20 protein-coding genes are annotated in these 12899 nt (G+C 59.3%); all 20 read left to right on the top strand.

Annotation, left to right across the window (positions count from 1 at the left end; all coding sequences use genetic code 11):
- The first annotated feature begins 5 nt into the window (after nucleotides 1-5).
- Nucleotides 6-314 (top strand): DUF2160 domain-containing protein, encoded by a 309-nt coding sequence (locus tag PSQ39_RS17605; RefSeq protein ID WP_273928255.1) that lies wholly within the window; start codon nucleotides 6-8, stop codon nucleotides 312-314.
- A 95-nt stretch (nucleotides 315-409) separates the two neighbouring features.
- A complete protein-coding gene (locus tag PSQ39_RS17610; RefSeq protein ID WP_273928257.1) occupies nucleotides 410-2140 on the top strand; it encodes an ABC transporter substrate-binding protein in 1731 nt (576 codons plus the stop codon).
- 138 nt (nucleotides 2141-2278) lie between these two features.
- A complete protein-coding gene (locus tag PSQ39_RS17615; protein ID WP_273928259.1) occupies nucleotides 2279-3868 on the top strand; it encodes a glycerol-3-phosphate dehydrogenase/oxidase in 1590 nt (529 codons plus the stop codon).
- 183 nt (nucleotides 3869-4051) lie between these two features.
- Nucleotides 4052-4420, top strand: a complete 369-nt coding sequence (rplN, locus tag PSQ39_RS17620; RefSeq protein WP_273928261.1) for a 50S ribosomal protein L14 — start codon at nucleotides 4052-4054, stop codon at nucleotides 4418-4420.
- 11 nt (nucleotides 4421-4431) lie between these two features.
- Nucleotides 4432-4752: a 50S ribosomal protein L24 gene (rplX, locus tag PSQ39_RS17625; protein ID WP_273928263.1), complete on the top strand. Its 321-nt coding sequence runs from the start codon at nucleotides 4432-4434 to the stop codon at nucleotides 4750-4752.
- Between the two features lie 2 nt (nucleotides 4753-4754).
- Nucleotides 4755-5294, top strand: coding sequence for a 50S ribosomal protein L5 (gene rplE / locus PSQ39_RS17630; RefSeq protein WP_273928527.1), 540 nt, complete (start codon nucleotides 4755-4757; stop codon nucleotides 5292-5294).
- A gap of 8 nt (nucleotides 5295-5302) precedes the next feature.
- On the top strand, nucleotides 5303-5608 hold the full coding sequence (gene rpsN, locus PSQ39_RS17635) for a 30S ribosomal protein S14 (RefSeq protein WP_273928265.1): 306 nt from the start codon (nucleotides 5303-5305) through the stop codon (nucleotides 5606-5608).
- Between the two features lie 20 nt (nucleotides 5609-5628).
- Complete coding sequence (rpsH, locus tag PSQ39_RS17640) at nucleotides 5629-6024, top strand: 30S ribosomal protein S8 (RefSeq protein ID WP_273928267.1); 396 nt, start codon at nucleotides 5629-5631, stop codon at nucleotides 6022-6024.
- Nucleotides 6025-6049: 25 nt separating this feature from the next.
- Entirely contained in the window at nucleotides 6050-6583 is a 534-nt protein-coding gene (rplF, locus tag PSQ39_RS17645) for a 50S ribosomal protein L6 (RefSeq protein WP_273928269.1), read from the top strand.
- A gap of 11 nt (nucleotides 6584-6594) precedes the next feature.
- A complete protein-coding gene (gene rplR / locus PSQ39_RS17650; protein WP_273928270.1) occupies nucleotides 6595-6960 on the top strand; it encodes a 50S ribosomal protein L18 in 366 nt (121 codons plus the stop codon).
- Between the two features lie 17 nt (nucleotides 6961-6977).
- Nucleotides 6978-7496, top strand: a complete 519-nt coding sequence (gene rpsE / locus PSQ39_RS17655; RefSeq protein WP_273928272.1) for a 30S ribosomal protein S5 — start codon at nucleotides 6978-6980, stop codon at nucleotides 7494-7496.
- Nucleotides 7497-7508: 12 nt separating this feature from the next.
- Nucleotides 7509-7691 (top strand): 50S ribosomal protein L30, encoded by a 183-nt coding sequence (rpmD, locus tag PSQ39_RS17660; protein ID WP_273928274.1) that lies wholly within the window; start codon nucleotides 7509-7511, stop codon nucleotides 7689-7691.
- Between the two features lie 11 nt (nucleotides 7692-7702).
- The gene (gene rplO / locus PSQ39_RS17665; RefSeq protein WP_273928276.1) at nucleotides 7703-8137 is read left to right on the top strand and encodes a 50S ribosomal protein L15; all 435 of its coding nucleotides are present in this window, start codon (nucleotides 7703-7705) and stop codon (nucleotides 8135-8137) included.
- A 23-nt stretch (nucleotides 8138-8160) separates the two neighbouring features.
- Nucleotides 8161-9480, top strand: a complete 1320-nt coding sequence (secY, locus tag PSQ39_RS17670) for a preprotein translocase subunit SecY (protein WP_273928278.1) — start codon at nucleotides 8161-8163, stop codon at nucleotides 9478-9480.
- Nucleotides 9481-9635: 155 nt separating this feature from the next.
- Nucleotides 9636-9749, top strand: coding sequence for a 50S ribosomal protein L36 (gene rpmJ / locus PSQ39_RS17680; RefSeq protein ID WP_019576345.1), 114 nt, complete (start codon nucleotides 9636-9638; stop codon nucleotides 9747-9749).
- A gap of 26 nt (nucleotides 9750-9775) precedes the next feature.
- Nucleotides 9776-10141, top strand: coding sequence for a 30S ribosomal protein S13 (rpsM, locus tag PSQ39_RS17685; RefSeq protein ID WP_019576344.1), 366 nt, complete (start codon nucleotides 9776-9778; stop codon nucleotides 10139-10141).
- 13 nt (nucleotides 10142-10154) lie between these two features.
- Nucleotides 10155-10559 (top strand): 30S ribosomal protein S11, encoded by a 405-nt coding sequence (gene rpsK, locus PSQ39_RS17690; RefSeq protein ID WP_019576343.1) that lies wholly within the window; start codon nucleotides 10155-10157, stop codon nucleotides 10557-10559.
- Nucleotides 10560-10640: 81 nt separating this feature from the next.
- Nucleotides 10641-11264 carry a 30S ribosomal protein S4 gene (gene rpsD, locus PSQ39_RS17695; protein WP_273928280.1) on the top strand — a complete coding sequence of 208 codons (624 nt, stop codon included), beginning with the start codon at nucleotides 10641-10643 and terminating at the stop codon, nucleotides 11262-11264.
- Nucleotides 11265-11369: 105 nt separating this feature from the next.
- Complete coding sequence (locus PSQ39_RS17700) at nucleotides 11370-12359, top strand: DNA-directed RNA polymerase subunit alpha (protein ID WP_273928282.1); 990 nt, start codon at nucleotides 11370-11372, stop codon at nucleotides 12357-12359.
- A gap of 126 nt (nucleotides 12360-12485) precedes the next feature.
- The gene (gene rplQ, locus PSQ39_RS17705) at nucleotides 12486-12884 is read left to right on the top strand and encodes a 50S ribosomal protein L17 (RefSeq protein WP_273928284.1); all 399 of its coding nucleotides are present in this window, start codon (nucleotides 12486-12488) and stop codon (nucleotides 12882-12884) included.
- Nucleotides 12885-12899 lie beyond the last annotated feature (15 nt).

Below are 12899 nucleotides of genomic sequence, written 5' to 3' on the forward strand. Positions count from 1 at the left end.
CCGCAATGCTTGAATGGATGGCCTGGACCTTGCCGGTCGCGGTGTTCTTCATCTCCATCGTCCTGATGCTGATTGGCATGACGGTGTGGGAAATCCGCTCGCCCACCGTGGAGCGCAAGGGCTTCTTGCCGCTGCGCACCACGCGTGGCGATCGCCTCTTCATTGGCCTGCTCAGCGCGGCCTATGTGAACCTGATGTTTGTGGGCCTCAGCGACAAGTTCCAAGCTTGGCTGAGCCTCGATTCAGAGCCCTCGGTGTGGGTCAGCTTCGTGCTGTCCATGGGGGTTCTGGCGCTGGTCATGCACAAGGGCTGAGGGGCTCTGTGGACAGACAGGAATTCGGCTCGACCCTTCCCCGGGGCCGGACAACCTTTTCATAAACCGGGGATTTGCACTTGAGGAGACATCTCATGAAATTGCGTTACACGGCGCTCGCCATGGCTGCGGCCCTGGTCGCCGGCTCTTACGCCCATGCTGGCGAGGCCGAAGCCAAGAAGTGGATTGACAGCGAGTTCCAGCCGTCGACCTTGTCCAAGGACAAGCAGATGGCCGAAATGAAGTGGTTCATCGAGGCCGCCAAGAAGCTGCAGGCTAAGGGCGTGAAGGAAATCTCGGTGGTGTCTGAAACCATCACCACCCACGAGTACGAGTCCAAGACCCTGGCCAAGGCCTTTGAAGAAATCACCGGCATCAAGGTCAAGCACGACCTGATCCAAGAAGGCGACGTGGTTGAAAAGCTGCAGACCTCGATGCAGTCGGGCAAGTCGATCTATGACGGCTGGATCAGCGACTCTGACCTGATCGGTACCCACTACCGCTACGGCAAGATCATGAACCTCACCGACTACATGGTCGGTGCCGGCAAGGAATACACCAACCCCGATCTGGACCTGAAGGACTTCATCGGTGCCAGCTTCACCACCGCACCGGACGGCAAGCTGTACCAGTTGCCCGACCAACAATTCGCCAACCTGTACTGGTTCCGCGCCGACCTGTTCGCGCGCAAGGACCTGCAAGACAAGTTCAAGGCCAAGTACGGCTACGAACTGGGCGTGCCGCAAAACTGGAGCGCCTACGAAGACATCGCAGAGTTCTTCACCAACGACGTGAAGAACATCGATGGCAAGCCCATCTATGGCCACATGGACTACGGCAAGAAGGACCCCTCGCTGGGCTGGCGTTTCACCGACGCCTGGCTGTCCATGGCCGGTACCGCCGACAAGGGCATCCCCAACGGCATGCCCGTGGACGAGTGGGGCATCCGTGTCGCGGCCGACAAGTGCACCCCGGTGGGCGCCTCGGTCTCGCGCGGTGGCGCCACCAACTCGCCGGCCGCGGTCTACGCGCTGACCAAGTACGTGGACTGGATGAAGAAGTACGCGCCCAAGGAAGCTTCGGGCATGACCTTCGGCGAAGCCGGCCCGGTGCCTGCCCAAGGCCAGATCGCTCAGCAGATCTTCTGGTACACCGCCTTCACCGCCGACATGACCAAGAAGGGTCTGCCCGTGGTGAACGAGGACGGCACGCCGAAGTGGCGCATGGCGCCCGGCCCGAACGGCCCGTACTGGAAGCAAGGCATGCAAAACGGCTACCAGGACGTGGGTTCGTGGACCTTCTTCAAGGGCCACGATGCGGACAAGACCGCGGCGGCCTGGCTGTACGCCCAGTTCGTGACCGCCAAGACCGTGTCGGCCAAGAAGTCGGTGGTGGGTCTGACCTTCATCCGTGACAGCGACATCCGCCACGACTACTTCACGCAGAACGCGGCCAAGTACGGCGGCCTGATCGAGTTCTACCGCAGCCCGGCCCGCGTGGCCTGGACCCCCACCGGCAACAACGTGCCCGACTACCCCAAGCTGGCCCAGCTGTGGTGGAAGAACGTGGCCCAGGCCGTCACGGGTGAAAAGACCCCGCAAGCCGCGATGGACAACCTGGCCGAGGAAATGGACCAAGTCATGGCCCGCCTCGAGCGCGCCGGCATGGCCAGCTGCGCTCCCAAGCTGAACCCCAAGAGCGACGCCTCCAAGTGGCTGAGCGACAAGGGTGCGCCCTGGGCCAAGCTGGCCAACGAGAAGCCCAAGGGCGAAACCGTCAATTACGACAAGCTGTTGCAAGCTTGGAAGGACGGCAAGGTTCGCTGAGCCCCGGCTGAGCGAACAGGTTCCGGCGCCCGCCTGATCGGGTGGGCGCCGGATTGAAATCCACGCGGGGCCCGATCAAGGCCCCGCCCTGAATGCCAGGCTGCCGGCTTTTTGGCCGAGCGGTCTGCCTGTAAAGACATGAGCGATACCCCACTGCCCCAAGCGACCCTGCGAGCCGACCTCATCGAGCGTCTGGCCCAGCCGCATGTCTATGACCTGGCCATCATCGGTGGCGGGGCGACCGGTCTGGGGGTCGCGCTGGACGCCGCCCTGCGCGGCCTGAGCGTGGTGCTGCTGGAATCGCACGACTTTGCCAAGGGCACCTCCTCGCGCGCCACCAAGCTGGTGCACGGCGGCGTGCGCTACCTGGCGCAGGGCAATATTTCCCTGGTGCGCGAAGCGCTGCACGAGCGCACCACCCTGTTGAACAATGCGCCCCATTTGGCGCAACCGCTGCCTTTTGTGATGCCTTCCTACCACTGGTGGGAGTCGCCCTTTTATGGCATCGGTCTCAAGATGTATGACGCCCTGGCTGGCAAAGCAGGCCTGGGCCCGACCGAATTCCTGGGTCAGGCGCGCACCCGCGCTTGCCTGCCCACCATCAGCGAAGACCACCTCTGGGGCGGCGTGAAGTACTGGGATGGCCAGTTTGACGACGCGCGCCTGGCGCTGGTGCTGGCGCGCTCGGCCGCCCAGTTGGGCGCTTTGCTGGTCAATTACTGTGCCGTCACCGGTCTGCACCACACGCAAGGGCGCATCGACGGTCTGAGCTGTGTCGACCAGGAAAGCGGCCAAAGCTACGACGTGCGCGCCCGCTGCGTGGTGAATGCCGCAGGCGTCTGGGTCGATGCCCTGCGTCAAATGGACGGTGAGGCCATGGGCCGGACCAGCAAGCCCATGGTGGCCCCCAGCCAGGGGGTGCACGTGGTGGTGGACCGCGAATTCCTGCCTGGCGACCATGCCTTGCTGGTGCCCAAAACGGCCGATGGCCGCGTGCTGTTTGCCGTGCCCTGGTTGGGCAAGGTCATCCTGGGCACCACCGACACCCCACGCGACGACCTGGCGCGTGAGCCCGAGGCCTTTGCCGACGAGGTGGCCTTCATCCTGGAAGAGTCTGCTCGCTACTTGAAGCGTGCGCCGCGCCGCGAAGACGTGCGCAGCGTCTGGGTCGGCCTGCGCCCGCTGGTCAAGCCGGTCGAAGACGATGGCAATACCAAGGGCATCAGCCGAGAGCACACCGTGGCGGTCAGCAAATCCGGCCTGGTCACGGTGACGGGTGGCAAATGGACCACTTACCGGGCCATGGCCGAGGATGTGTTGCAAAAATGCGAACAGGCGGGGCTGCTGCCGACGTTGCCGGCATCCACCACCGCGCAACACCGGCTGGTCGGTGCGCCTGAGGTCGGTGCGCCCACGGTGCGCTTGAGTCAGCCGCCTGGTGCGCATCTGTACGGCCAGGAAGCGGCGCTGCTGGCCAGTCTGCCGGGGGCTGACCACTGGGTCGGTCCGAACCTGTCCGAAGCAATGGTACGATTCGCCGCCCGGTATGAATACGCGCGCACCATTGAAGATGTGCTCGCGCGCCGTCACCGCATGCTCTTCCTGGACGCCCGCGCCGCTGCTGCCGCGGCGCCCGCCGTGGCCCTCATCCTCGAGCAGGAACTGGGTCTGCCCCAGTCGGTGGAAGACTTTCTCGCGCTGGCCCAGCGCTATGCGACCCTGCCCTGACATTTCAGCGGCAGGGGCTTGACGCCACCTGGATTTTTTGCAATACTCACAGGCTTCGCTGTAAAAAGTGAAGTTTCTTGCCCAGCGGAAGCGCCGCAAATGGTTTGCGGCGCGGACGACGGGCCCAAGACTGACTGGTGCTTTTGATGGTCAAGAGCCCTGGTACAAGTTGGGAATATTGAAATGATCCAGACAGAATCTCGGTTAGAGGTTGCCGACAACACTGGCGCCAAGTCCGTCCTGTGCATCAAGGTGCTCGGCGGTTCCAAGCGTCGCTATGCAAGTGTTGGCGACATCATCAAGGTGAGCATCAAAGAAGCCGCTCCGCGTGGTCGCGTCAAAAAAGGCGAGATCTATAGCGCAGTGGTCGTTCGCACCGCCAAGGGCATCCGCCGTGGCGATGGCTCGCTCGTTAAATTTGACGGCAATGCAGCAGTGCTGCTGAACGCCAAGCTGGAGCCCATCGGCACCCGCATCTTTGGACCCGTGACGCGTGAACTGCGTAACGAAAAGTTCATGAAGATCGTGTCCCTGGCTCCTGAAGTTCTCTGAGGACGCGAATCATGAACAAGATCCGCAAAGGCGATGAAGTGATCGTGCTCACAGGGCGCGACAAGGGCAAGCGTGGCCAAGTTGTGCTGCGCAAAGACGACTCCCACGTGATTGTGGAAGGCGTCAACCTGGTTAAGAAGCACACCAAGCCGAACCCCCTGAAGGGTACGACCGGTGGCATCGTTGAAAAGACCATGCCTATCCACCAGTCCAACGTGGCCATTTTCAATGCCGCCACTGGCAAGGCTGACCGCGTGGGCATCAAGCTGCAAGCTGACGGCAAGCGCGTTCGCGTTTACAAGTCCAGCGGCGAAGAAATCAAGGTGGCATGACCATGGCACGACTGCAACAACACTACCGCGAAAAAGTGGCTCCGGAACTGATGGCCAAGTTTGGCTACACGTCTCCGATGCAAGTGCCGCGTCTGACCAAGATCACCCTGAACATGGGCGTGAGCGAAGCTGTGTCGGACAAGAAGGTCATGGACAACGCCGTTGGCGACCTGACCAAGATTGCCGGCCAAAAGCCCGTGGTGACCAAGGCCAAGAAGGCTATCGCTGGTTTCAAGATCCGTGAAGGCCAAGCCATTGGCTGCATGGTGACCCTGCGTGGCGTTCAGATGTATGAATTCCTGGACCGTTTTGTGACGGTTGCTCTGCCCCGCGTCCGCGACTTCCGCGGTATCTCGGGTCGTGCCTTTGACGGCCGTGGCAACTACAACATCGGCGTCAAGGAACAAATCATCTTCCCGGAAATTGAGTACGACAAGGTCGATGCCCTGCGCGGTCTCAATATCAGCATCACCACGACGGCCAAGACGGACGAAGAGTGCAAGGCACTGCTCGCCGGCTTCCGTTTCCCGTTCAAGAACTGAGGTGTCGTGTGGCTAAAGTAGCTTTGATCGAGCGCGAGCTCAAGCGAGAAAAACTGGTTGCTAAGTTCGCGAAAAAACACGCCGAACTGAAGGCCATCGCCAACGATTCCAAGCGTAGCGAAGAAGAGCGTGCTGCTGCCCGTCTGGGTCTGCAAAAGCTCCCGCGCAACGCCAACCCGACCCGTCAACGCAACCGTTGCGAGATCACGGGCCGTCCGCGTGGCACCTTCCGTCAATTCGGTCTGGGCCGTGCAAAGATTCGTGAACTGGCATTTGCTGGTGATATCCCCGGTATCACCAAAGCCAGCTGGTAAGCAGGCAGGAGAGATTAAACATGAGCATGAGTGATCCCATCGCTGACTTGCTGACCCGCATCCGCAACGCACAAATGGTGGCCAAGGCTACCGTGTTGGTTCCTTCGTCCAAAGTGAAGGTTGCCATCGCCCAAGTGCTGAAAGATGAAGGCTATATCGACGGCTTCCAAGTGAAGGCAGTTGAAGGCAAGTCCGAACTCGAAATTTCCCTGAAGTACTACGCTGGTCGCCCGGTGATTGAGCGCATTGAGCGCGTCAGCCGCCCCGGTCTGCGTGTCTACAAGGGCCGTGACGCCATCCCCCAAGTCATGAATGGCCTCGGCGTGGCCATCGTCACCACCCCCAAGGGCGTGATGACTGATCGCAAAGCACGTGCTACCGGTGTCGGTGGCGAAGTGCTCTGCTATGTGGCTTAAACCGTGACATTGAGGAGAAACTGAAATGTCCCGCGTAGGCAAAGCACCGGTCGCCATCCCCCAAGGTGTGGATGTGCAGATCAAAGAAGACCAAATCAGCGTGAAGGGCACCGGCGGTGCTCTGACCCTGGCGCAAAACGCCCTGGTGAAGGTCGCAATCGAAGACGGCAAGCTGACGTTTGCTCCCGTGAATGACTCCCGCGAAGCGAACGCCATGTATGGCACGTTCCGCCAGTTGGTCAACAACATGGTGTTGGGCGTCAGCAAGGGTTTTGAGAAGAAGCTGACTCTGGTCGGCGTGGGCTACAAGGCCGCTGCTCAAGGCACCAAGCTGAACCTGGCTGTGGGTTACTCCCACCCCGTGAACATCGAAATGCCCCAAGGCATTACCGTGGCCACTCCGACGGCAACTGAAATCTTGATCAAGGGCGCTGACCGTCAGCGCGTGGGTCAAGTGGCTGCCGAGATCCGTGCTGTTCGTCCTCCCGAGCCTTACAAGGGCAAGGGTATCCGTTATTCGGACGAAAAGATCACGATCAAAGAGACCAAGAAGAAGTAAGGAGCTGCAGCATGTTGACCAAAAAAGAGCAGCGTCTGCGCCGTGCACGTCAAACTCGCATTCGCATTGCCAATCAAGGCGTTGCGCGTCTGAGCGTGAACCGCACCAACCTGCACATCTACGCCACTGTGATCTCTGGTTGCGGCACCAAGGTGTTGGCTGCCGCATCGACGGCAGAAGCCGAAGTGCGCACCACCCTGGGTGCTTCCGGCAAGGGCGGCAACGCCGCTGCCGCTCAACTGATCGGCAAGCGCATCGCTGAAAAGGCGAAGGCTGCCGGCGTTGAGAAGGTTGCATTCGATCGCGCTGGTTTCGCATACCACGGTCGCGTCAAGGCTTTGGCCGACGCAGCCCGTGAAGCAGGCCTGCAGTTCTAAGCGGACGGGAATAAAAAATGGCTAAATTTTCACCCCAAGTAAAAGACGAAGGTCGTGACGACGGCATGCGCGAGAAGATGATCGCCGTGAACCGCGTGACCAAAGTGGTTAAGGGCGGCCGAATTCTCGGTTTCGCAGCCCTGACCGTGGTCGGCGATGGCGATGGTCGTGTTGGCATGGGCAAGGGCAAGTCGAAAGAAGTGCCTGCTGCTGTGCAAAAGGCGATGGAAGAAGCCCGTCGCAACATGACCAAGGTCTCCTTGAAGAACGGCACCATTTTCCACAACGTGACCGGCCACCATGGCGCCGCTGTTGTGATGATGGCTCCCGCTCCCAAGGGTACCGGCATCATTGCTGGCGGCCCGATGCGTGCTGTGTTCGAAGTGATGGGCGTGACGGACATCGTGGCCAAGAGCCATGGTTCCTCGAACCCTTACAACATGGTTCGCGCAACGTTTGACGCGCTGAAGAACTCCACGACGCCTTCGAACGTCGCGGCCAAGCGCGGCAAGTCTGTTGAAGACCTCTTTGTCTAAGGAAGCCTCCACATGACAACGCAAAACACCGTGAAGATCCAGCTGGTTCGCAGCCCGATCGGCACCAAGGAATCGCACCGCGCCACCGTTCGTGGTCTGGGCCTGCGCAAGCTGAACAGCATCAGCGAACTGCAGGACAGCCCTGAAGTGCGCGGCATGATTAACAAGATCAGCTACCTGGTCAAAGTGCTCTGAGAGAAGAGAACATGGAACTCAATAGCATCAAGCCCGCAGCTGGCGCCAAGCACGCCAAGCGTCGCGTTGGCCGTGGCATTGGCTCCGGTCTCGGCAAGACGGCCGGCCGTGGTCACAAGGGTCAGAAGTCGCGTTCGGGCGGCTACCACAAGGTGGGTTTCGAAGGCGGTCAAATGCCTCTGCAACGTCGCCTGCCCAAGCGCGGTTTCAAGTCGCATCTGCTGAAGTTCAACGCTGAGATCACCCTGGGCGATCTGGAAGTGTTGGGCCTGGCCGAAGTTGATCTGGGCGCTCTGAAGGTCGCTGGTCTGGTTGGCGAATTGGCCAAGGTTGTCAAGGTCGTCAAGACCGGCACCCTGACCAAGGCTGTCAAGCTCAATGGCATCGGCGCTACCGCCGGCGCCAAGGCCGTGATCGAAGCCGCCGGCGGCAGTTTCGCCGCCTGATCGGTCTTTGAAAGACGTCCATCGTGGCAACTAGCGCAGCACAAATGGCAAAGACTGGGAAGTTCGGCGATCTGCGCCGGCGCCTGGTGTTTCTGTTGCTCGCGCTCGTGGTGTATCGCATTGGCGCCCACATCCCTGTGCCGGGCATTGACCCGGCGCAACTCCAGCAGCTCTTCAAGGGCCAGCAGGGTGGGATTCTGAATCTGTTCAACATGTTCTCCGGTGGAGCACTGTCCAGATTCACGGTGTTCGCACTGGGCATCATGCCGTACATCTCGGCGTCGATCATCATGCAACTTCTGTCTTACGTCCTTCCTGCCATGGAGCAGCTCAAGAAGGAAGGTGAGGCAGGTCGTCGCAAGATCACCCAATACACCCGTTATGGGACACTGGGTCTGGCGCTTTTTCAGTCCCTCGGCATTGCCGTGGCACTGGAAGGCACCGCAGGTCTGGTCATCGCTCCCGGTTTTGGCTTCCGCCTGACCGCTGTGGTGAGTCTGACGGCAGGGACCATGTTCCTGATGTGGCTGGGTGAACAGATCACTGAGCGCGGTTTGGGTAACGGCATCTCGATCCTGATTTTTGCAGGTATCGCAGCAGGTCTTCCGAATTCCATCGGCGGCTTGTTGGAGCTGGTCAGCACGGGTGCGATGAGCATTCTGGCCGCCCTGTTCATTGTGACTGTGGTGATTTTGGTGACCTACTTCGTCGTTTTCGTCGAACGTGGTCAGCGGAAGATCCTAGTCAACTATGCCCGGCGTCAAGTTGGCAACAAGGTTTATGGGGGCCAGTCTTCCCATCTGCCCTTGAAGCTCAACATGGCTGGTGTGGTGCCGCCGATCTTTGCTTCGTCGATCATCCTGTTGCCGGCAACGGTGGTGGGTTGGTTCAGCACCGGTGAATCGATGCGTTGGTTGAAGGACATTGCAGGTGCGTTGACCCCGGGTCAGCCCATCTACGTCATGTTCTACGCCGCCGCGATCGTATTTTTCTGCTTCTTCTATACGGCGCTGGTTTTCAACAGCCGTGAGACAGCAGATAACTTGAAGAAGAGTGGGGCTTTCGTCCCTGGAATTCGGCCTGGTGACCAGACCGCACGCTACATCGATAAGATTCTCGTGCGCCTGACCTTGGCTGGTGCGGCTTACATCACGTTTGTGTGTTTGCTGCCTGAGTTCCTGATCCTGAAGTACAACGTTCCGTTTTACTTTGGGGGTACTTCCCTGTTGATCATCGTGGTGGTGACCATGGACTTCATGGCCCAGGTTCAAAACTACATGATGTCGCAGCAGTACGAGTCACTCCTTAAGAAGGCTAACTTCAAGACATCGCCGGGTGCTTGATTTGACAGGACCTGGCCACCTTGCCCAGATGATGGGCAAGGCGATCAGAACCCCGCCAGGTCACTGTTGAGTTCACGCCCTGCGATCTGTCTCGGGCACGTATTGTTTTCCGCGCCAAGTGATGGTTGCGGTTTGAAGAGTTTTAGGAGAATGAAATGAGAGTTTCGGCTTCGGTCAAGAAAATTTGCCGCAACTGCAAAATCATCCGCCGCAAGGGCGTGGTGCGTGTGATCTGCACAGATGCACGTCACAAGCAGCGCCAAGGTTGATTTAGACAAGTTATAGAGGACGCACCATGGCACGTATTGCTGGGATTAACATTCCTCCGCACAAGCATGCGGAAATCGGTCTGACCGCCATCTTTGGCATCGGTCGCACCCGCGCTCGCAAGATTTGCGAAGCAACCGGTATCGCTTACACCAAGAAGATCAAAGATCTGACGGACGGCGATCTGGAAAAAATTCGCGAACAAATCGAGCAGTTCACCATTGAAGGTGACCTGCGTCGCGAAACGACGATGAACATCAAGCGCTTGATGGACATCGGTTGCTACCGTGGCTTCCGTCACCGCCGTGGCCTGCCGATGCGTGGTCAACGTACCCGCACCAATGCCCGTACTCGCAAGGGTCCGCGTAAGGCAGCAGCCGCTCTGAAGAAATAATTGAGAGATCAATATGGCAAAAGCACCCGCCAATAACGCAGCACAACGCGTGCGCAAGAAGGTCCGCAAGAACGTTTCGGACGGTATTGCTCACGTTCACGCATCGTTCAACAACACGATCATCACCATCACGGACCGTCAGGGCAACGCCCTGTCCTGGGCTTCGTCGGGTGGTCAAGGCTTCAAGGGCTCCCGCAAGTCCACGCCCTTTGCGGCCCAGGTCGCGTCGGAAGTGGCTGGTCGCGCTGCCATTGAGCAAGGCATCAAGAACCTGGACGTCGAGATCAAGGGCCCCGGTCCTGGTCGCGAGTCTTCCGTTCGTGCACTGGGTGCCCTGGGCATCCGCATCACGTCCATCTCTGATGTGACGCCGGTGCCGCACAACGGCTGCCGCCCGCAAAAGCGTCGTCGTATCTGATTTTGTAAGCCCACCGCCATCGGCTGCGCGCCGATGGCTCCCGCACGTTTCGTGTGGAAGATGACATAAAAGGAAGCTCAAGTGGCACGTTACCTCGGCCCCAAGGCCAAACTCTCCCGCCGTGAAGGCACCGACCTGTTCCTGAAGAGCGCTCGCCGTTCGATCGCGGACAAGGCCAAGTTTGATTCCAAGCCCGGTCAGCACGGCCGCACCTCCGGTGCCCGTACCTCTGACTTCGGTCTGCAACTGCGTGAAAAGCAGAAGGTCAAGCGCATGTACGGCGTGCTGGAAAAGCAATTCCGCCGTTACTTCGAAGAAGCTGATCGCCGCCGTGGCAACACCGGCGCCAACCTGCTGTTCATCCTCGAGTCCCGCCTGGACAACGTGGTGTACCGCATGGGCTTCGGTTCGACCCGCGCTGAAGCACGTCAGCTGGTTTCGCACAAGGCCATCACCGTCAACGGTCAATCGGTCAACATCCCGTCTTACCTGGTCAAGGCCGGTGACGTGATCGCTGTTCGCGAAAAGTCCAAGAAGCAAGGCCGTGTGGCTGAAGCTCTGCAATTGGCTCAACAAGTCGGCATCCCGGCTTGGGTTGAAGTCAATGCGGACAAGGTCGAAGGCACTTTCAAGAAGTCGCCCGACCGTGATGAATTCGGTGCAGACATCAACGAATCGCTGATCGTTGAACTGTATTCGCGTTAATCATCCGTTCAATTGAAATCGTTCCTATACCGCGGGGCACCGCGGTATAGGTGCTTCACCAGCCTTACCGGTGTAACGAGCCGGGGGTATTGAGAGGAAGTCTGAATGCAAACCAATTTGCTGAAACCCAAAGCAATTACCGTGGAACAGCTTGGCAACAACCGCGCCAAGGTCGCTCTGGAACCGTTTGAACGCGGCTACGGGCACACGCTGGGCAACGCCATTCGGCGCGTCCTGCTCTCTTCCATGGTGGGGTACGCAGCGACTGAAGTCACGATCGCCGGTGTTCTGCATGAGTACTCGTCGATCGACGGTGTTCAGGAAGACGTCGTCAACATCCTTCTGAACCTGAAGGGCGTTGTGTTCAAGTTGCACAACCGTGACGAAGTGACCCTGAGCCTGCGCAAAGATGGCGAAGGCGTGGTGACGGCTGGTGACATCCAAACCCCGCACGATGTCGAGATCATCAACCCCGAACACGTGATCGCCACGTTGTCGGCTGGTGGCAAGCTGGACATGCAGATCAAGGTGGAAAAGGGCCGTGGCTATGTGCCGGGCAACATCCGTCGTTTTGCCGATGAGTCGACCAAGTCGATTGGCCGCATTGTTCTCGATGCATCGTTCTCCCCGGTTCGTCGCGTGAGCTACACCGTGGAAAGCGCTCGTGTTGAACAGCGCACCGACCTTGACAAGCTGGTCGTTGAAATCGAAACCAACGGTGCCATCACCGCTGAAGACGCTGTGCGCGCTTCGGCCAAGATCCTGGTGGAACAGCTGGCGGTGTTCGCTCAGCTCGAAGGCGGCGAACTCGCTGCATTCGACCAACCGGCTCCTCGTGGTGGTGCGTCGTTCGACCCGATCCTGCTGCGTCCGGTGGACGAGCTGGAACTCACGGTGCGTTCGGCCAACTGCCTGAAGGCCGAGAACATCTACTACATCGGCGATCTGATTCAGCGCACCGAAAACGAGTTGCTCAAGACCCCGAACCTGGGTCGCAAGTCGCTCAACGAAATCAAGGAAGTCTTGGCTTCGCGCGGTTTGACCTTGGGCATGAAGCTCGAAAGCTGGCCGCCCGCCGGCTTGGACAAGCGTTAAGTTATAATTTTGGGCTTCGCTCTTTTTGGGCGAACAACCCAGCTGCCCGGCTCACGCCAGGGCAGCAAGTGCAACGGCCAGTACCTGATCCGGCTGGCTGTTTTTAAATAAAGAAAGGAAAGCACTATGCGTCACGGACACGGCCTTCGTAAACTCAACCGCACCAGCTCGCACCGCCTGGCGATGCTGCAAAACATGATGAACTCGCTCATCGAGCACGAAGTCATCAAGACCACCGTCCCCAAGGCCAAGGAACTGCGCCGCGTGGTCGAGCCCATGATCACCCTGGCCAAGGTTGACACTGTGGCCAACCGCCGTCTGGCATTCGACCGCCTGCGCGACCGCGACAGCGTCACCAAGCTGTTCACCGACCTGGGCCCGCGTTTCAACGCCCGTCCTGGTGGCTACACCCGCATCTTGAAGATGGGTTACCGTGTTGGCGATAACGCCCCCATGGCCCTGGTTGAGCTGGTTCAGCGCGCTGAAGAAAATAATTCCGCTGAAGCCGGTCAAGCTGCTGAATAAGCGCTTATACTACTA

Origin of the sequence: Curvibacter microcysteis (assembly GCF_028649455.1) — a bacterium.
GTDB lineage: Bacteria > Pseudomonadota > Gammaproteobacteria > Burkholderiales > Burkholderiaceae_C > Curvibacter > Curvibacter microcysteis.